This is a genomic window from Clostridium sp. HCP1S3_C6 (assembly GCF_052066735.1).
Lineage (GTDB): Bacteria > Bacillota > Clostridia > Clostridiales > Clostridiaceae > Clostridium.
Map to the genome: position 1 here is coordinate 1 of NZ_JBQHRN010000042.1, position 18261 is coordinate 18261.

General features: G+C 29.0%; 25 protein-coding genes. All 25 read left to right on the plus strand.

The window, feature by feature from the left end; genetic code table 11:
• Positions 1-105 precede the first annotated feature (105 nt).
• The gene (locus ACTNAO_RS11645) at positions 106-360 is read left to right on the plus strand and encodes a hypothetical protein (RefSeq protein WP_441028361.1); all 255 of its coding nucleotides are present in this window, start codon (positions 106-108) and stop codon (positions 358-360) included.
• A complete protein-coding gene (gene thyX / locus ACTNAO_RS11650) occupies positions 360-986 on the plus strand; it encodes an FAD-dependent thymidylate synthase (RefSeq protein ID WP_441028363.1) in 627 nt (208 codons plus the stop codon). Before ACTNAO_RS11645 ends, thyX begins: the two co-directional genes overlap by 1 nt.
• Positions 986-1333, plus strand: a complete 348-nt coding sequence (locus ACTNAO_RS11655; RefSeq protein WP_321063661.1) for a hypothetical protein — start codon at positions 986-988, stop codon at positions 1331-1333. Before thyX ends, ACTNAO_RS11655 begins: the two co-directional genes overlap by 1 nt.
• Before the next feature lie 2 nt (positions 1334-1335).
• The gene (locus ACTNAO_RS11660; RefSeq protein ID WP_321063662.1) at positions 1336-1542 is read left to right on the plus strand and encodes an RNA polymerase subunit sigma; all 207 of its coding nucleotides are present in this window, start codon (positions 1336-1338) and stop codon (positions 1540-1542) included.
• A 180-nt stretch (positions 1543-1722) separates the two neighbouring features.
• Entirely contained in the window at positions 1723-2073 is a 351-nt protein-coding gene (locus tag ACTNAO_RS11665; RefSeq protein ID WP_441028366.1) for a DNA-binding response regulator, read from the plus strand.
• 56 nt (positions 2074-2129) lie between these two features.
• Positions 2130-2732 carry a tyrosine-type recombinase/integrase gene (locus ACTNAO_RS11670; RefSeq protein WP_321063664.1) on the plus strand — a complete coding sequence of 201 codons (603 nt, stop codon included), beginning with the start codon at positions 2130-2132 and terminating at the stop codon, positions 2730-2732.
• Positions 2733-2943: 211 nt separating this feature from the next.
• Positions 2944-3126, plus strand: a complete 183-nt coding sequence (locus ACTNAO_RS11675; RefSeq protein ID WP_441028368.1) for a hypothetical protein — start codon at positions 2944-2946, stop codon at positions 3124-3126.
• A 4-nt stretch (positions 3127-3130) separates the two neighbouring features.
• A complete protein-coding gene (locus ACTNAO_RS11680; RefSeq protein ID WP_321063666.1) occupies positions 3131-3448 on the plus strand; it encodes an HNH endonuclease in 318 nt (105 codons plus the stop codon).
• A gap of 103 nt (positions 3449-3551) precedes the next feature.
• Entirely contained in the window at positions 3552-3923 is a 372-nt protein-coding gene (locus ACTNAO_RS11685) for a hypothetical protein (RefSeq protein ID WP_321063667.1), read from the plus strand.
• Complete coding sequence (locus tag ACTNAO_RS11690) at positions 3923-5581, plus strand: terminase TerL endonuclease subunit (RefSeq protein WP_321063676.1); 1659 nt, start codon at positions 3923-3925, stop codon at positions 5579-5581. The genes ACTNAO_RS11685 and ACTNAO_RS11690 overlap by 1 nt, the downstream gene beginning before the upstream one ends.
• Positions 5582-5609: 28 nt before the next feature.
• Positions 5610-6764, plus strand: a complete 1155-nt coding sequence (locus ACTNAO_RS11695; RefSeq protein ID WP_321063668.1) for a phage portal protein — start codon at positions 5610-5612, stop codon at positions 6762-6764.
• Positions 6764-7501, plus strand: a complete 738-nt coding sequence (locus ACTNAO_RS11700) for a head maturation protease, ClpP-related (RefSeq protein ID WP_441028371.1) — start codon at positions 6764-6766, stop codon at positions 7499-7501. The genes ACTNAO_RS11695 and ACTNAO_RS11700 overlap by 1 nt, the downstream gene beginning before the upstream one ends.
• Before the next feature lies 1 nt (position 7502).
• Complete coding sequence (locus tag ACTNAO_RS11705; RefSeq protein ID WP_441028373.1) at positions 7503-8714, plus strand: phage major capsid protein; 1212 nt, start codon at positions 7503-7505, stop codon at positions 8712-8714.
• A gap of 32 nt (positions 8715-8746) precedes the next feature.
• A complete protein-coding gene (locus tag ACTNAO_RS11710; RefSeq protein ID WP_441028375.1) occupies positions 8747-9013 on the plus strand; it encodes a head-tail connector protein in 267 nt (88 codons plus the stop codon).
• Positions 9003-9311, plus strand: a complete 309-nt coding sequence (locus tag ACTNAO_RS11715; protein WP_441028377.1) for a phage head closure protein — start codon at positions 9003-9005, stop codon at positions 9309-9311. The genes ACTNAO_RS11710 and ACTNAO_RS11715 overlap by 11 nt, the downstream gene beginning before the upstream one ends.
• The gene (locus ACTNAO_RS11720) at positions 9304-9696 is read left to right on the plus strand and encodes an HK97-gp10 family putative phage morphogenesis protein (RefSeq protein ID WP_441028379.1); all 393 of its coding nucleotides are present in this window, start codon (positions 9304-9306) and stop codon (positions 9694-9696) included. The genes ACTNAO_RS11715 and ACTNAO_RS11720 overlap by 8 nt, the downstream gene beginning before the upstream one ends.
• A complete protein-coding gene (locus tag ACTNAO_RS11725; protein ID WP_441028381.1) occupies positions 9689-10021 on the plus strand; it encodes a hypothetical protein in 333 nt (110 codons plus the stop codon). The genes ACTNAO_RS11720 and ACTNAO_RS11725 overlap by 8 nt, the downstream gene beginning before the upstream one ends.
• Before the next feature lie 6 nt (positions 10022-10027).
• Positions 10028-10603, plus strand: coding sequence for a major tail protein (locus ACTNAO_RS11730; protein WP_441028382.1), 576 nt, complete (start codon positions 10028-10030; stop codon positions 10601-10603).
• Between the two features lie 55 nt (positions 10604-10658).
• Positions 10659-11048: a hypothetical protein gene (locus tag ACTNAO_RS11735; protein WP_441028384.1), complete on the plus strand. Its 390-nt coding sequence runs from the start codon at positions 10659-10661 to the stop codon at positions 11046-11048.
• A gap of 41 nt (positions 11049-11089) precedes the next feature.
• Positions 11090-11224, plus strand: a complete 135-nt coding sequence (locus tag ACTNAO_RS11740; RefSeq protein WP_321064711.1) for a hypothetical protein — start codon at positions 11090-11092, stop codon at positions 11222-11224.
• A 12-nt stretch (positions 11225-11236) separates the two neighbouring features.
• Positions 11237-12241 carry a phage tail tape measure protein gene (locus ACTNAO_RS11745; protein WP_441028386.1) on the plus strand — a complete coding sequence of 335 codons (1005 nt, stop codon included), beginning with the start codon at positions 11237-11239 and terminating at the stop codon, positions 12239-12241.
• A 199-nt stretch (positions 12242-12440) separates the two neighbouring features.
• Positions 12441-13175 (plus strand): NUMOD3 domain-containing DNA-binding protein, encoded by a 735-nt coding sequence (locus tag ACTNAO_RS11750; protein ID WP_441028388.1) that lies wholly within the window; start codon positions 12441-12443, stop codon positions 13173-13175.
• Between the two features lie 272 nt (positions 13176-13447).
• Complete coding sequence (locus ACTNAO_RS11755; protein ID WP_441028390.1) at positions 13448-15247, plus strand: phage tail tape measure protein; 1800 nt, start codon at positions 13448-13450, stop codon at positions 15245-15247.
• A complete protein-coding gene (locus tag ACTNAO_RS11760) occupies positions 15247-15939 on the plus strand; it encodes a phage distal tail protein (protein ID WP_441028392.1) in 693 nt (230 codons plus the stop codon). The genes ACTNAO_RS11755 and ACTNAO_RS11760 overlap by 1 nt, the downstream gene beginning before the upstream one ends.
• A gap of 11 nt (positions 15940-15950) precedes the next feature.
• The coding region (locus tag ACTNAO_RS11765; protein WP_441048074.1) for a phage tail protein at positions 15951-18261 on the plus strand (2311 nt) is incomplete at its 3' end.

Sequence of the window (18261 nt, forward strand, 5' to 3'; positions counted from 1 at the left end):
CTGAAAAGGAGGGGGTAATCGATGATGAAGTAGCAGAAGAATTAAAATCTTATGCTAATTGGTTAGAAGAAAAATCAGAATTACAGTAGTTGGGAGGAAGAATAAATGAAAAACATAGATAAGATTAAAAAGCTAAATACAGATTCACTTGCATTTATATTAATGTGCCCTAATGAATTTGATAATAATTTTAACAAGAATGAAAGGGAGGATGAATTTTGTCATAAAAAAGGTAAAGGATGTACTGAATGTATTAAAAAATGGCTAGATGAAGATTATCGTAATGGTTTTGATTATTTGAAAGAAAATGAAACAGAGAGAAAATTAGAATATAATAACTACCTTGGGAGGTGGATGTGATGAAAATAATAGAGCCTAGTGTTCAATTAGAAGATGAAATAGATGGACAAGCCATATTAAAGAAAATAGAAAGAATAGGAAGAACTTGTTACAAGAGTGAAGGGAATATAACAGAAGATTCAGCAGAAAGATTTGTTAAATCTATTATAGCAAGAGGACATGAATCAGTTCTAGAGCATGTTAGTATATCCGTTAGGGTTATATGTGATAGAGGAGTAAGCCACGAAATTGTAAGACATAGAATAGCAAGTTATAGTCAGGAAAGTACAAGATACTGTAATTACTCAAATGATAAATTTGGAAATGAATTAACTTTTATAAAACCTTGTTTTTGGAATGAAAATTATGAGAAATATATAGAATGGAGAATACTGATGAATAGAATTTCAGATAGTTATTTTAAATTGTTAGAAAATGGAGCAACTCCACAAGAAGCTAGAAGTATTCTCCCTAATTCAATTAAAACAGAAATAGTAATGACAATGAATCTAAGAGAATGGAGACATTTCTTTAAATTAAGATGTGATAAAGCAGCACATCCTCAAACAAGAGAAATAGCTAACATGATATTAGAGGAGTTTAGAAAAGAAATACCTGTAGTATTTGATGATTTGGAGGTACAGTAATGAAATTATTAATGCATGTATTAAGAAATAATAAATATAAGCACATAGATAATAGAACTCTATGTGCTGATGATATTCAGAAAAAGCTTACTGAAGAATTTAAAGAAGTTCAAATTGCAATAGATAATTATAGAGTAGATAAAACTCTTAATAATCTTAAAGAAATTGTAAGAGAAACATTTGATTTAATTCAAGTATGTATATTAATTCTTTATAGATCACATAGAAAAGCATTAGATTTTGATGAAAAGAATTTAATAAAAGATATTAATATAGAGCATAAAGACAAGCTTGCAAGTCGAGGTTGGTTTTATGAAACTGGAATAGAAATTGATGTGAAGGAGTAGATATGGATAAGGAAAGCATAAAAAAAGACTTAGATTTATCTATAGCAGATAAAGAAAAAGATTTAGAATACATTAAGAAACTTAACAATAACAAAGATAAAGTAAAATATCTTAGATTGATAAAACATTATACCCAGGAAGAAACTGCTACACTAATTGGAATAAGTCCAAGACAAGTACAGAGAATAGACAAGATAATAAAAATGTAATTTTCAAAAGGCACAAGAATTAAAAAACTTGTGTCTTTTTTTAAAAATGTCGTGTAAAATGTCGTGTTTATGTCGTGGTAAAAAAATATAAATAACTTTACAATAAGAATTAAGAATTAAATATAGAAATGTCCAGCCTAATGGGTTGGGGTAACTATATCCAAAAGGGGGTAGTTTTTTATGTGCATTAACAAAAATGAAGTTGGAAAACTTTATATTACTGGTTATGATGCAAGGCAAATATCTGAGATATTATGTGTTAATGTAGAATCAGTAAGGAAATGTATACAACGTAATTACTCACATTTTAGAAATAGACATCAAGAAGCTTTAAGAGAAAGAAAAGATAGTATTAAAGCAATCAACTATGAATGTAATAGATTTATTTCAGATAAGTCATTCATTCAAAAAAACAGATCTATTTACAAGACTAAAGAAAATGGCGATATAGTTTTAAATGAAGATTTAGGTTATATCTTTACAGCAGATACACCAAGAAGGTTAAATAACGAATTTAAGGGTTGCTATTAATGGCAACTCTTTTTCTATATTTAAAAAACAAAAATAAAAAGGTGGAATGAGCATGAATGAAAAAGAGACCAGCTAAACCAATAAAAATAAAAGAACATGTTTTAGATATTGAAGATTATCTTAAATGTAAAAATTATAGAAATTATGTCTTATTTGTACTTGGAATTACAACTGGATATAGAGCAGGAGATTTAGTTAAATTAAAAGCTAGAGATATAAGGGAAGCACTTAAAAGAAATCTTTTTGTAATTAAAGAAGGTAAGAAATATAATTCTAAAAATATTAGAGAAAAGAATCGTAAACCAAGAGAAGTTGAGGTTCTCCCAAAGGTTGCTAAAATCCTTAAAGATTATATAAAAGATATGAAAGATTATGAATATATATTTAAGAGTAGAAAAGGTAATAACAAACATATTGGAGTACAAGCTGTAAGTAATATTTTAAAAGAAGCAGGAGAATATTTTGGATTATATGATATTACTGCACATAGTATGCGAAAAACTTATGCATATAAATTGTATTTTGAAAGTGGTAAAGATATACTGCTAGTGAAAGAAGCATTAGGTCATAGTAGCATCGAAGAAACAAAAGCATACATAGGACTTGATAGAGAAAAATATATTGAAGTATCAAAATCATTAAATGACTTTGTACCTTGATGTATTTTTTATTTTTTTGATTGTGAATGTTTAAAAAAATAAAGCATTGTAATTAAGATTAAAAAAATAGTGATATATAGAAGTAGCAAAAAGATTAAGCGAATAGTTGATTACCTAAGAAAATTAAATATTCAAAATGAAAAATCCGAACATTAAATCTTAAGAAATTCTTAAATTTTTAATTTTTTTTAATTAAAAAGGTGTGATTATTTTGAGTGATATTTTATTTACATGTAATGCTTTAAAGAAATACTTAGAGATATTAAATAGTAATAGCAATATAACACTAAGTGATGAAGTAGGTAATGCAGTAATACTTGATGATAATGCTAAAGAGTTATTAAGAAGTTATTACGATATGGAGTTAATGCAGAAAGAAATGTTAAGAAGGTGATGAAATGGCTAGAGAATTTAGTAAGGCTTTCTATAAGTCTACAGAATGGAAGAAGGCAAGAGATTACATATTCAAAAGAGATAATGGCTTGTGTCAAGATTGTTTAAAGAAAGGTAAGCTAGTGCCAGGGAAAGAAGTGCATCACATAGAGTTCTTAACACCACTTAACATAACAGATCCTGACGTAACACTTAATGCAAGTAATTTAATTTTGTTATGTAAAGAATGTCATCACAATAGGCATAACAATAAAAGAGCGGTACGAGAAGGATTAAGATTTAATAAATATGGAGAATTAATAGAAGATATGGAAGAAAATTAACATATCCCCCCTTATTTGCGAGATTTCAAGAGCAAAAAGAGACCGAGGTGTGTACATTAATTTTCCTCCAAATGAAAATTTGAGAAAAAAGGGGGGTATAATTTTGAACATTTCCGAACAATTAGAAAAAGAAAAGAAAATTAAGCAAGAAATAAATAGACTTAAGAAATTATATAAAGATTTTCAAAAAGATAAAACTAAAGCTTTAGAAGGTCTAATTAATAATGCTGCATTTCTTAAGATAACATTAGATAATTTAAGAGATGATTTACTAACGAATGGTGTTACTGAATTGTTTGAACAAGGAGAACAATGCTTTAACAGAGAAAGACCTGAATACAAAATTTATTCTACATTTATCCAAAGATATGCGACTGTTATGAAACAGCTTATAGATATATTGCCATCAGAAGTTAAGCAACAAGAAAATGATAGTTTGGCTGATTTTGTCAAAAGGAGTAAATCATTGAAATGATTACTTACATTGAACAATATTACAACGAGATAATGAAAGGTAATATAATAGCATGTCATAGAATTAAGCAAGTATACGCTATGCTAGTTGATAAATTATATAACAAGCATGGATCATGGATATTTGATTTAGAACGTGCCAATCTACCAATTGAGTTTATTGAAACATTCTGTAAGCAGAGCCAGGGAGAACTTGGGAAGAATATTGAATTGCAATTATTTCAAAAAGCTAAACATCAAGCAGTATTTGGTTTTATAGATGAAAATACTAGATTTAGACAATATCAAGAAGTACTTGATATTCGAGGACGTAAAAATGGTAAAACTACAGAACTTGCATGTGATGAATTATACATGGGAATTGGTGATGGTGAAGGTTCTCCAGAAGTTTATAATGTGGCAACTAAAAAAGAACAAGCACATAAGGGTTGGAATGAATGCTATAAAATGATTCAACAATCTAGCGACTTAAGTAAACATGTAAAAAAGAGAAAATCTGATTTATATGTGCCATTTAATTATGGAACCATAATGGCTTTATCATCTAATACTAATGGTCTTGATGGACTTAATGCACATATGGTTACTATTGATGAACTTGCAGCAATAAAAAATCGTGATCTATATGATTTGATGAAACAATCAATGGGTTCAAGAAATCAACCGTTACTAAATTGCATAACTACTAATGGTTTTGTAAGAGATAACATTTTTGATGCACAATATGATTATGCATGTGGTGTATTAGATGGAAAAATCAAAGATGATAGATTCTTAGCATTTATCTATGAACTTGATGATAAAGACGAATGGGATAAAGAAGAAATGTGGATTAAAGCTAATCCAGGGTTAGGAACTATTAAAAAATATGATTATCTAAGAAGCAATGTGGAAAAAGCTAAGAATGATCCTGCATTTAAAGCTACTGTAATGGTTAAAGATTTTAACATGAAAGAAAATAGTGCTAGTGCATGGCTTAGATATGATGAACTTAATAATTCTACTACATTTAATATTGCTGAAATGGGATTTCGTTATGGAATTGGTTGCTTTGACTTAGCTGAAACTACTGACTTAGCGAGTGCTAATGCATTATGTAAAAGAAAAAATGACGATAATATTTATTTTATTTCTATGTATTGGATTCCAAGAGAAAAACTTAATCTTATAGAAACCAATAAAGAAGATGATGAAGTGCCATATAAACTTTGGGAACAACAAGGTTTATTGAGAGTATGTGAAGGCAATAAAGTAAATAAATATGATATGCTCCAATGGTTTATTGATTTAAAAAATGATTATGATATTTATTTTCCTTGGATAGGATATGATCCATGGCACGTTGATGATTCTTTATTACAAGCTTACATTGATGAATTTGGTAAAGATGCAATGATACCAGTAAGACAAGGAGCAAAAACACTTTCCATGCCTATGAAGGATATGAAAGCAGATTTAAAAGCTAATAAAATTATTTATAATAATAATCCAATTGACAAATGGTGTCTTTCAAATATGGAAATAAAAACAGATATTAACGGAAATATACAACCTATAAAAGGTGCTGACACTAGAAAAAGAATTGATGGTGGTGTTTCTAAGATAATTGGATATACAGTTTTTAGAGATAAACAGACAGATTATGAAAACTTAATATAAATATTTGATTTTGGAAGGGGGTGAAATAGTGGGATTGTTTAAAAGATTTAGAAATAGAAGTTCTACAGCAACAAGATTTGAAATGGTTGAGGATAGAGGAAATGGCTTTTATTCATGGGATGGAAACTTGTATAAATCTGATGTTGTAAGAGCCTGTATTAGACCACGAAGTAAAGCTATAGGTAAACTTATACCACAGCATTTACGAAATAATTCTCAACAAGGTTTTAGTATTAACCCAGAACCATATATAAGATTTTTATTAGAAGAACCTAATCCTTATATGTCAGGACAGGTATTTTTTGAAAAAATGATTAATCAACTCTCTTTAAATAATAATGCTTTTGCATTAATAGTTAGAGATGAAAATGATATTCCTGTAGAACTTTATAATATTCCATGTGTTAGCGCAGAAGCCATTTATGATAAGCAAGGTTATTTATATTTAAGATTTGTAAATAAAAATGGCAGAACTGTAACTTATCCATACACAGATATTATTCATTTAAGGCAAGATTTTAATGAAAATGATATTTTTGGAACATCACCAAGTCAGGCATTAACACAATTAATGGAGATTGTATCAACATCAGACCAAGGAATTGTAAAAGCTATTAAAAATGGTGGATTAATAAGGTGGTTATTGAAGTTTACAACTTCATTAAGACCAGAAGATTTAAGAAAGCAAACACAAGATTTTGTAGATCAATTCCTAAATATCCAAAATGGAAGTGGTGCAGCTGGAGTTGATTCAAAATGTGATGCTAAACAAGTAGATCCTAAAGATTATGTACCAAATGCTGCACAAACTGATAGAACAATAACTAGAATATATAATTTCTTCAATACAAATGAGAATATAGTTCAAAGTAAATACAATGAAGATGAATGGAATGCATATTATGAAAGTGAAATAGAACCTTTAGCAATGCAATTGTCAAATGAATTTACTAGAAAATTATTTTCAAGAAGAGAAAGAGGATTTGGTAATAAAATAATTTTTAATGCAAATAATCTTCAATATGCTTCAATGTCAACCAAACTTGGGTTACAAGCTATGGTAGATAGAGGAGCAATGACACCTAATGAATGGAGAGAAGTATTAAATCTTACTCCTGTAGAAGGTGGAGATACACCTTTGAGAAGATTAGATACTATACCCGTGAAAGGGGGTGAAGAATAATGAAATACTTTGACTTAAAGGGTGAAGTTGTTGATAGCGGTTGTGAGTGGATTTATGATTGGTATGGCATTCAAGCTATTTCACCTAAAATTATTCAAAAAAATTTGAACAATGCTAATGGTGATGATGTTACTTTTAGAGTTAATAGTGGTGGTGGTTCTGTATTCGCTGGATGTGATATTTATAATATGCTTATGGATTATAGAAATAAAGCAAATGTGAATATAGAAATAAATGGTCTATGTGCTAGTATAGCAGGAGTAATTGCTATGGCAGGTACAACTGTTAAAATGTCACCAAGTGCTTTATTTATGATACATAATGTATCTTGTAATGCTAGTGGAGATTATAGAGATATGGAACATACTGCTGAAACATTAAAAAAAGCAAATGAAACAATTGCAAATGCTTTCAAACTAAAAACTGGCATGGAAGATGAAGAAATTAAGTCAATCATGGACCATGAAACTTGGTACACTGCAGATGAAGCAAAAGATAAAAAGATAATAGATGAAATTATGTATCAAGATCAAAAGGTAGATTTCAATATGGTTAATCTATTAAAAAATAAAGCTACTGCTTTATGCAATTCAGTATCACTAAATAACGATATTGTTGAAAAATTAAAACAATATAAGCCAATCAATCAACCCGTTAATAATGAGGTTGATTTTTTAATGCAACAAAAAGCTAAGGCTAAGTTGCAATTATTAAATATGAAAAGGAGATGTTTATAACATGGAAAAAGAAAAGTATTTAGAAATGAGAAATGGGCTTTACAATGAGGCAGAAAAATTAATTAATGAAGGCAAAATAGAAGAAGGACAAGCTAAAATGCAAGAAATTACAGATTTAGATAATAAATTTGATAATGAAGCTACTGCATTAGCAAATCTTAATGCCTTAAAAGACAATGTAAAAGTTACTGATATTCAAAATAAGTCAATTAATGTACCAGGAGCACAAGTACTTGATTCTACTAACAATGTTACAGAAGAAAACTTTACAAATAGCATAGATTACAGAAAAGCATTTATGAATTATGTTATTACAGGCAAAAAGAATGCTACATTACAGAATGTAGACGCAAATACAAAGACAAGTGATGTAGGAGTTGCTATTCCTGAAACTGTATTACAGAGAATAATTGAAAAGATGGAAGCAACAGGAATGATTCTTCCTTTAGTTACTAGAACTTCTTACAAAGGTGGAGTTAAGATACCAACTTCTTCTGCAAAACCTTCTGCAAGTTGGGTATCAGAGGGTGCAGGAAGTACTAAACAAAAGAAATCACTTTCTTACATTTCATTTGCTTACAACAAATTAAGATGTGCTATTTCTGTAAGTTTAGAAGTAGATACAATGGCATTACCATTTTTTGAAACTACATTTATTAACAATGTAACAGAAGCTATGATTAAAGCAATAGAACAATCTATCATAAGTGGTGATGGTTCTGGACAATGTACAGGAATATTAAGTGAGACAGTAGTAACTGGTCAAAACGTAGATATTGCTAAGACAGGAAAACCTGCATATAAAGACTTGATAGATGCAGAAGCAGCATTACCACAAGCATATGAAAATGGAGCAGTTTGGTTTATGACTAAAAAGACATTTATGCAATATGCAGGATTAACTGACACTACAGGTCAACCAATTGGAAGAGTTAATTATGGTATTGGTGGAAAAATTGAAAGAATGTTATTGGGAAGAACAGTTGTATGTAATGATTATATGAGTAATTATGCAGATACAGTTTCTTCAGATACAGTAGTTGCATTTTTATTCAAGCCAACTGACTATATTCTTAACACTAATCTTAATATGACTATTAAGAGATATGAAGATAACGATACTGATGATCTAGTAACAAAAGCAATAATGCTTGTAGATGGTAAAGTTGTAGATAAGAATAGCTTAGTTACTATTACTAAGAAGAGTGCTTAATATAGCACTCTTTTTCTAGTGAGGTGGTATTTATGCTAGAAAAAGTTAAACTTGCTTTAAGAATTAAGAATAATAAACTTGATGATGATATTACAGATTTAATTGATGCTTGTAAAATTGATTTAAGCATTAGTGGAGTTAAGAAAATTGACGAAACTGATGCTTTAGTCATTCAAGCTGTAAAACTTTACTGTAAAGCTAATTTTGGACTTAACAATAAGGATTCTGAAAAATATCAAAAATCTTATGACATGCTAAAAAATAGTATGGCATTGTGTGGTGATTACAATGTGGAGTGATACATGCGAACTTGCTACTGTAAATATTACTGTTAACAAAAATGGGGTTGAAGAAAAAACATTTGTAAAAAATGAAATATTCTGCAATGAAAAATCTGTAACAAGTGATGAATTTTATAAAAGTTGCCAGGAAGGTAATGAAATAAAAATAGTATTAGAAGTTAAGCAAGTTGATTATAACAAAGAAGATTATGTTTTTTATGATAATGAGCTTTATAAGGTTAAAAGGAAATATAAGCCTAACAAAGAAGATATCGAATTACATCTTATAGCGTATAAAGGATTAGTTAATGAGTGATTTTGAAATAGATTTTTCATGCATTGATAAATTGCAGAAAAAAGTATCCGAAATGGGCAAGAAAAGTAACAAATTAACTAACAAAGCATTAAATGCAGGTGCAGATGTAATATTAGATGAAATGATAAAAAGGTGTCCTGTTAGAACTGGTAAAGCCAAGAAAAATTTAAAGAAAAGTAAAGTTAAGTCTAAAAAGGGTGAAAAATATATAAATATTGGAATTAATAAAGAAGATAATTCAGAAGCATTTTATCTTAAGTTTTATGAATGGGGGACAAGTAGAGGACAAATAGCACGTCCTTTTATGCGTCCAACATTTGAAAATAAAAAAGATGAAGCTTTAAAGGAAACAGTAAAAGTTATGAAGGAGGGATTAAATGATTGACATAAATGAAATAATAATTGATACATTAAAAGAATTTGATATCCCTGCAAGATACAGAAAATATAGTGGTGATAAAAAAACCTATATTACATTTTTTGAAATGAATAACTTTGATGAAGATTATTCTGATGATAAAAATGAAACAAATGTTCACAGTTTACAAATTGATTTGTGGTCAAAAACAGATCCAACAAGTCTTAAAAATAGAATTAAGAAAGCACTTAAAACAGTATTTTATAATGTTACTTTCAATGATTTTTACGAAAGTGATACAGAAACATATCATATAGCTTTTAGGTGCTATTTTTATGAAAAAGAGGAGTGATGGTATATGCCAAGAATTAGAGGAGCAAACAGTTTTCATTTAGCAGATGTATCAGAAAATACAGAAGAAAATTATACAGTTGGTACACCTTACAAGGCAGAAAGATTAATTTCAATTGAAATTGATACTAAAAAAGATTCTGAAACTTTATATTCAGATGATGAAGTTGAGGAAGATGTTTATGGAACAATTGAAATGACAGGAAAAGTTACATTTAACTATTTAACTAATGAAACTAAGGTTAAATTATTTGGTGGTAGTATTGATACAAAAGGAGTCTATTTTCCACCAATAGAAGGTGGCGAAGTTCTTCATAAGGCTATGGGATTTAAAGCACCTACAGGTGGAGGAAAAAATAAATTTATTTGGTATCAAGATGTAGTATTTAGCGAACCTAAATTTAAAGCTGAAAGTGCAGAAAACAAACCTAAAACACAAACAGTAGAAGTAGAATTTAAATGCTATAAGAATAAAAAAATTGGAAGGCATTATTGTGATTTAGATCAAAATTCAGAAAATGCAGATTCAACTGTTGCATCACAATGGTTTGATTCAGTTTATTCAGAAATAGCGACAGCTTAATCAGGTGTATAGGCTAAGGGTAAAACCTTAGTCTTTTTTAATAAGGAGGATATTTATGTTAGGAAAAGATTTAAAGAATATAAAAATTCCATTAACTTTACGTGGAAGAACATTTGAAATATCTTTTGATTTCAACTCTATGGCAGAATTAGAAGATATATATGAAGGTGGATTTGATACAGCAATGAAATCTATGGCAGAAGGTAAAAAGCCATTAAAAACAATAAGAGCCTTGATTTATGCTGCTATAAAACCACGTTATCCAAAGATAACATTAATGGAAGTTGGAGAATTATTAACAGAAGCTTTGCAGAGTGAGGAAAAAATGGAGTATATATCTGAAACTCTTAAGAAAGCATTAACATTATTTATGCCAGAACCTGAAGAAGAAATAGTTCAGGGGGAACAGAAGCCACAACCGATAACAAAACCGATAACAAAATAGATTGGGCGTGGCTTTATTATATTGCAACAGTAGAGTTAAGAATGACAGAAGAACAATTTTGGAATTGTAATAATAGAAAATTAACTGCTTTATGGAAAGAGCATATTAAGTTCAACAATAGAAAATATGGAAATAAAGAAGATGAAGAAGAATATATAGATAATATTCAGTTATAAGGAGGTGGAGAAATGGCACAGAATGTAGAAGAAATGGTTGTTAAATGGTCTTTAGATAATACTAATTTTAATAATGGTGTAACAGCAATTAATCGTTCTATGAATGTGTTAAAGAGTGAATTTAAAGCCACCGATACAAATTTAAAGAATTTTGGTAGCACAACAGATCAATTAAAAAATAAGCAAGAATATTTAAATAAGACAATGGAGCTTCAAGCCAAGAAAGTTGAAACATTAAAAAGTGCATACGAAAAATCAAGAAAAGAAACTGGTGAGAATTCAAATGCAACAGAGAATCTCGCAATAAAAGTTAATAATGCAACTAGCTATTATTCTAATTTAGAGAAACAATTACAAGATGTTAATAATCAACTTTCTTCTTATAACGATACTACAGAAACAAGCAATAGCAAAACAACAGCAATAGGCACAACAATGACAGTATTAGGTGATGGCGCTCAAGCTTTAGGTCAAAAAATAGAAAACATAACAAGCAAAATAAAAGATCTTGGAAAAACTGCGATTGCAAACTATAAAGAAGTTAAAAGTGGTACAGACGAGGTTATAAAAGCAACAGGTGCAACAGGAGAAGCAGCAGATGATTTAAAAGAAAGTTTTAAGGATATTGCAAGTAACTCCACAGCAGATTTTAAACTAATAGGTACAACTCTAGGAGAAATTAACACTAGATTTGGATTTACAGGAGATTCAGCAGAAGAATGTACTAATAAATTTATTGCATTTGCTAAAGTAACTAATTCAGATGCTACAGAAGCAGTAAAAAAAGTTAGTAGATATATGGGAGATGCAAGTATAAATTCTGATCAATACAGTAGGGTTTTAGATAATTTAGCTAAAGCTGCACAAGCTAGTGGAATAAGTGTATCAAATTTAACTGAAAACTTAACCAAATATGGTGCTCCAATGAGAGCACTAGGCTTTGATATGAAAGAGAGCATTGCTTTGTTTAGTTCTTGGGAGAAGGCTGGCGTTGATTATATTGGCGCAGTTGCATAGAAATATGCTTCTAAAGATATTCGGTGAATTGCTGGAAAGCTAATTATAAATGTAATTTAATATTATTTTGTGTTATAATAATGTTAAGGGATAGATAAGGAAGTCGCGAGCCTTGTTGATAAGTAATTATCCGAGATTACTTCCCTATAATTAAAATTTAATATTCGGAAATAAACATTAATCGGAAGGTGTTGTTTTTATGATAAAAACAAAAGAATGTAAAAAGATTATGAAAGTATGCAATACTTGTGGAAAACTAAAATTTATAAATGATTTTTATAAGCATAAAGGCAATAGTGATGGTTATAGAAATCAATGTAAAGAGTGTTTTTATAACAGATATGTCCATATATGCCCTATATGTAATAAGAAATTTAGAAGCAGTAGAAAAGCACAAATATATTGTAGCCATGAATGTACTGTTAAAGGACAAACTGGAGAAGGAAATCCTTTTTATAATCATAAACATTTAGAAAAAACTAAAATAAAAATCAGTTGTAGTAGAAAAGGCAAATGTGCAGGAATTAATCATTTTTTATATGGTAAGCACAGGAGTGAAGAAGTTAAAAAGAAACTTCATGATAACCATATAGGAAGATTTACAGGTAAAGATAATCCAAATTATAATTTTAATATATCAGATGAAGAAAGAATTATAGGAAGAAACTACCATGAATATAATGTGTGGAGAGAAAATGTATATAAAAGAGATAAATATACATGCAAATGTTGTGGTAGTAATAAAAGCGGTAATTTAGTAGCACATCATATTAAAAATTATAGTTCTTATAAAGAAGGTCGTACTGATGTAAATAATGGTATTACTTTATGCGATAAATGCCATAGACTTTTTCATAATACTTATGGATATACAAATAACACAAAAGAACAATTAATAGAATTTATAAAATTGTATAACATCAAAGAAGCTTAGGCTTCTTTTTTTATTACATTTATTTATGCTAATCAGCAGCTAAGCTACAGAAAGTTAGTAAAGTATGTAGAAAGTTCAGAGACTAGGAATTGAGTTATAACAAGCAATAATATTCCCACGAGCGCCGAACACGATTAAATATAGTTTAATCTGGAAACCTAACGTTATAACGAGGGTGATGATATAGTCCGATACTCTTATGAAAATAAGAGAAATATAGGTTGGAATACTTATAGACAACTAATTACAATACAGAAATAGCATTCTCGGGAATGAAAAAAGCGATAAGTAATTGGGGTGCGGCAGGAAAAGATTCAAGAGAAGAATTTAAAAAGACATTACAAGAAATAAAAGCTTGCCCTGATATTGCTAGTGCAACAACTAAAGCAATTGAAGTTTTCGGAGCAAAGGCAGGACCTGATCTTGCTGATGCAATAAAAGGTGGTAGATTTGAATATGAAGAAATGTTAAATGCTATTCAAAGTTCAGAAGGAACAATAAGTAATACAATGTCAGAAATGAGCGATGGTTCTGCTGAATACACTAAAGCACAAAATGCAATGAAAGTTGCAAGTGCAGAATTTGGAGCAGAAATAACATCAACTGTAGCACCAATGCTAAAAAATAGTTCCGAAAAAGTAAAGGATCTATCGTCATGGTTTAGAAATCTTGATGATGGAACTAAAAATACAGTAGTTACAATAGGACTTATTGCAACCGCCATTGGTCCTGCACTAGTAGTTCTAGGAGTAATGGCAAGTAGTATAGGTAAACTTGTTGCACTTTATGGATTATTTAAAAGTTCTTTATTAGCAACAAGACTTGGTGTTATTGGATTAACGGTAGCAGAAAAAGCAAAAATGGTAGTAGATAAAGCAGCAGCAATAGCACAAGGAGCATTAAATGCTATTATGGCTATGAATCCAGTAACGTTAATAATAATTGGGATAACTGCCTTAGTAGCATTACTTGTAGTATTGTATAAAAAATGTGAGCCATTTAGAAATTTTATAAATCAATTATGGGGGAGTATTAAATCTGTATTTAGTAAAATAGTCCCATTTATAAAATCTGCTTTTGACAAAATGGTTAATGTAGTAAAGACAGCTATAAATGTAATAAAGGTAGTAATTATGGTTATTGTAGAAGTAGTTAAGGGAATAGTTAACTTAATATTATTACCTTGGAAATTTTTGTGGGAAAATTGCAAGCAATATATATTTAAAGCATTTGAAGCTATTAGGACTTTTATATTAGCTTATGTAGAGTGGTGGAAAGGCAATTGGGAAACATTTAAAACTTTAGTATTTAATATTTGGAATGCAATAAAAGATAATATTATATCTGTTTGGGAAACTATTAAAGGTGCTATACAAACTGCTGTAGATTTTATTAAAGACAATATAATAACTCCATTAAAGGATTTCTTTTCTTCTGTTTGGGAATCTATTAAAAGTGTTGCAGAAACTGTATGGAATGCAATAAAAGGTGTTATAGATGTAGTTGTAGATAATATAAAAGCAGTGTGGTTAAGTGTAATTGGGGTTTTTAACAGTGTATGTGATGCTATAAGTGGAGTATGGAATAGCTTTACAGGTACAATTTCTAGTGTCTGGAATAGCATTGTAAGTGGTGTTATATCTGCATGGGATTCTATTAAAGCGCCATTTTCAGCTGTTGTAGATGGAATAAAATCTGTTTGGGAAGGAATAAAATCTATATTTAAACTACCTCACTTTTCTATAGAAGGCAGTTTTAGCTTAGATCCTCCAAGTATTCCGCATTTAAATGTAGAATGGTATGCGAATGGTGGTATATTAACTCAACCTACCATATTTGGTATGAATGGCAAAAATGCTATGGTAGGTGGAGAATCAGGAGCAGAAGCTGTACTTCCTTTGAGTGCTTTATGGGATAATTTAGATAAGCTTTTAGATTCAAAAATAAATCAGAAAAATAATCAGCCAATTTATTTTACTGTACAGAATGTTATGGATAGTAAAGTGATTGGAGAAGCTACATATAAAATAGTAGATAATAAATTTGCCATGAATGCAAGAGGTGATAGATAGTGATTATAGGTGATTTTAATATAAATTCTGTAAATGCAAAACAATTAACTTTCGACATTCAAAGTATGGATATCACTAATAATAGTTTTTGGGGAGAAAATATTTCTCCTTTTTTTGTTAAAAATTTAAAAGGCTTTAAAAAGATAACTCTAACATTACTCTTTAAAGGAATATCAAGGAAAGAGATTTTAAATAATATTAGTAAAGTTATTAATAAAATGGATGTTGAAAAATTTACTTTAAAAGCAGATGGTTACTCACATTTATTTATATGTTCTTTAGAAAAGACAGAGATAATTAAGACAATTTCAAAAATAAGATACACTTTACAAATAGAACTTAAAGCATATGAAATAAGCGAAATAAAACAAATTGAAGAAAAAAATATAACCAATAAAGTTATAGATTATGCAGGTACAATAGAAACGCCATTAACAATGATAATTACACCACTTGCAGCAGGAAATTTAATTATAGATGGTGTTTCAGATAGCGTAATAAAAATAAATAATGTAACAGCTAATACAGATATAACAATTAACTCTATATCTGAAACTGTTAGTCAGGGAATTACAAATAAATATAATGATACTGATATGTGGGAATTTCCAAGGCTTAATTTAGGAACTAATACAATTACTTTTAGCATGGCAGTAAATGTTATTTTTAAATATGAAGAAAGATTTATATAAGGAGGGATTTTATGTTACAGCTATATGATATAAAACATAATAAAATTGAGTTGCTGACACAATGTAAAGATGCTTATATTGAAAATGAAATTTCAGATGGCTTGTTAGATAAAAATCTCTCTTTTTCCTACCCATTAACAGATTCTAAAAGTCAATTAATTAAATTTGATGGCTTTATAAGAACTAAAGATGATGAATTTGTAATAAAAGAAATAAGTTTTAATGACAATTCTAAAGAGGTTAAATGCAAATTAAATGTAGAAGAACTTGAAGAAAAAAAGCACAGTAGTTTTAATCTTTCAGGTAATATAAATAAAATATTAGATACATTGCTTAATGGAATTGTTTGGACTTACGAAATTAAACAAGTTCCAAGTATAACAAATGCTGTTTTTCAAGTAGATTCTGAAACCACTGCATTTGATTTATGCAAAAGTATAACAGAACAATTTGAAGTAGAATTTAAATTTGATACTATTAATAAAAAAATACTTGTTTATAACAAAATCGGGGTAGATTCAGGACAAATAATAACAAGTGATATTCAAGTACAAGGTGATACGTATGACTTAATAACAGAAATAAATGCAACAGGTGCTAATGGGATAACATGTAAAGTAACTAATCATTCATATTCTCCTCGAATAAAGTCTTTAAATTGGACAGATGAAAGATATACTAGCATAGAAACATTAAGAAATGCTGCACAAACAAAATTAGACAAACTTTGTAAGCCACTGTTCTCTTATTCATGTAGTACATTAAGGTGCAAATCAATTAGTGTAGGGGATTATGTTAATATTTTAGATAAAAAAAGTGGCACTAAAGTTAAAGAAAGAGCAGTAAAAACAAAAGAATATATAAGAGAAAGTGAAAAATATAAAAATGAATTTGAAATTGATAATGCCAAGCCAACATTTCAGGACTATTTAAATAGTAAATTTAACTCTTATGATAGTAAGTTTAATTCTTATGACAGTAAATATAATAGTAAATTTAATAATTATGACAATAAAATAAATAATTTAGATAACAGGGTTACAAATTTAGAAAAAGGTAGTGGAGGTGCTACATTAGACGAAAGTATTTATATTATAGATACTACTTTGTTAGATTCTACAGATAAAACTTTTGCACTAAAGAGCAAATATGGAACTACAATTATTACAGATTGGGGGGATGGAACTACTAATAATTCTCTTACTCATACTTATGCTCAAGAAGGTACCTATACGATTAAAACTAATTCACCTTATACACCTAATACATCATCCACATATGGGAATGTATGGAGAGCATGTCTTATTGAAATTGTTAAATTGAATGAAGTAATTGAAAATTGCACTTCAAGTTTTTATGATTTTAAAAATTTAAAGAAAGTAGGGGATATTTTAGGAGTTACTATTGCGAATAGTATGTTTAAACAATGTACAAGCCTTGTTTATCCTGCTAATTTGGGAGAAAAAATAAAAGACTGTAGGGATATGTATGCTGGGTGTACAAGTTTATTGGATACTGGATCATACAGAGAATCTATGGAACAGACAGATTTTATGTTTGATGGATGTAGTAAATTACAATATACAGGCTATATGTCTGATAGTATTACAAGTGCAGAGCGTATGTTCAGAGATTGTGTGCAATTGGTAAGAATAGATTATTTATCTAATAAGCTAGAAAATGCAGAGGGAATGTTTAAAGGGTGTACAGGATTAGTAGCAAAAGGTAAGAATATAGTTTTACCAGATAGTATTAAAAACGCATCTAATATGTTTTGTGATTGTAGCAGTCTTAATGCAAATATTTATTGGCCAAGTTCATTAGAAAATGCATCTGGTATGTTTTATAATTGTACAAATATGGAGAATTTTAGAGATTTAATAAATTTAACTAATCTAACAAATATGGAAGATATGTTTAGAAACTGTACTTCAGCTACATTTTCAAATGTAACAAAATGCCCTATAAATGTAACAAATTTAAAAGCAGCTTTCTATGGTTGTACTAAGTTACAATTACCTACAGAATTTTTTAGCAATTTAGTCGCAACAGCAATAAATGCATCATGGTGTTTCCAAAATTGTAGCAATTTAAGTAACAGAATAGATATTCCAACTAATATTACAAAAGTTTACTTTATGTTTGCTTATTCTGGTGCACTTGAAACAACAAGAACTGTTTCAAGTGAAATAAATTATGATTCTATGTATTCTTATTGTACTAATCTAACTACTATAAGTGATGCTATGTATGAATTAATGCAAGATACTACTTATATACATGGATTAAATTGTTTTGCTGGATGTATTAATATTGTTAATC

Coding starts and splice junctions, on each gene's coding strand:
- ACTNAO_RS11655 (WP_321063661.1), top strand. CDS start 986: ATGAAATTATTAATGCATGTATTAAGAAATAATAAATATAAGCACATA.
- ACTNAO_RS11715 (WP_441028377.1), top strand. CDS start 9,003: ATGTGGAGTGATACATGCGAACTTGCTACTGTAAATATTACTGTTAAC.
- ACTNAO_RS11730 (WP_441028382.1), top strand. CDS start 10,028: ATGCCAAGAATTAGAGGAGCAAACAGTTTTCATTTAGCAGATGTATCA.
- ACTNAO_RS11740 (WP_321064711.1), top strand. CDS start 11,090: ATGACAGAAGAACAATTTTGGAATTGTAATAATAGAAAATTAACTGCT.
- ACTNAO_RS11670 (WP_321063664.1), top strand. CDS start 2,130: ATGAAAAAGAGACCAGCTAAACCAATAAAAATAAAAGAACATGTTTTA.
- ACTNAO_RS11720 (WP_441028379.1), top strand. CDS start 9,304: ATGAGTGATTTTGAAATAGATTTTTCATGCATTGATAAATTGCAGAAA.
- ACTNAO_RS11660 (WP_321063662.1), top strand. CDS start 1,336: ATGGATAAGGAAAGCATAAAAAAAGACTTAGATTTATCTATAGCAGAT.
- ACTNAO_RS11745 (WP_441028386.1), top strand. CDS start 11,237: ATGGCACAGAATGTAGAAGAAATGGTTGTTAAATGGTCTTTAGATAAT.
- ACTNAO_RS11680 (WP_321063666.1), top strand. CDS start 3,131: ATGGCTAGAGAATTTAGTAAGGCTTTCTATAAGTCTACAGAATGGAAG.
- ACTNAO_RS11755 (WP_441028390.1), top strand. CDS start 13,448: ATGAAAAAAGCGATAAGTAATTGGGGTGCGGCAGGAAAAGATTCAAGA.
- ACTNAO_RS11665 (WP_441028366.1), top strand. CDS start 1,723: ATGTGCATTAACAAAAATGAAGTTGGAAAACTTTATATTACTGGTTAT.
- ACTNAO_RS11725 (WP_441028381.1), top strand. CDS start 9,689: ATGATTGACATAAATGAAATAATAATTGATACATTAAAAGAATTTGAT.
- ACTNAO_RS11750 (WP_441028388.1), top strand. CDS start 12,441: ATGATAAAAACAAAAGAATGTAAAAAGATTATGAAAGTATGCAATACT.
- ACTNAO_RS11735 (WP_441028384.1), top strand. CDS start 10,659: ATGTTAGGAAAAGATTTAAAGAATATAAAAATTCCATTAACTTTACGT.
- thyX (WP_441028363.1), top strand. CDS start 360: ATGAAAATAATAGAGCCTAGTGTTCAATTAGAAGATGAAATAGATGGA.
- ACTNAO_RS11645 (WP_441028361.1), top strand. CDS start 106: ATGAAAAACATAGATAAGATTAAAAAGCTAAATACAGATTCACTTGCA.
- ACTNAO_RS11705 (WP_441028373.1), top strand. CDS start 7,503: ATGGAAAAAGAAAAGTATTTAGAAATGAGAAATGGGCTTTACAATGAG.
- ACTNAO_RS11710 (WP_441028375.1), top strand. CDS start 8,747: ATGCTAGAAAAAGTTAAACTTGCTTTAAGAATTAAGAATAATAAACTT.
- ACTNAO_RS11700 (WP_441028371.1), top strand. CDS start 6,764: ATGAAATACTTTGACTTAAAGGGTGAAGTTGTTGATAGCGGTTGTGAG.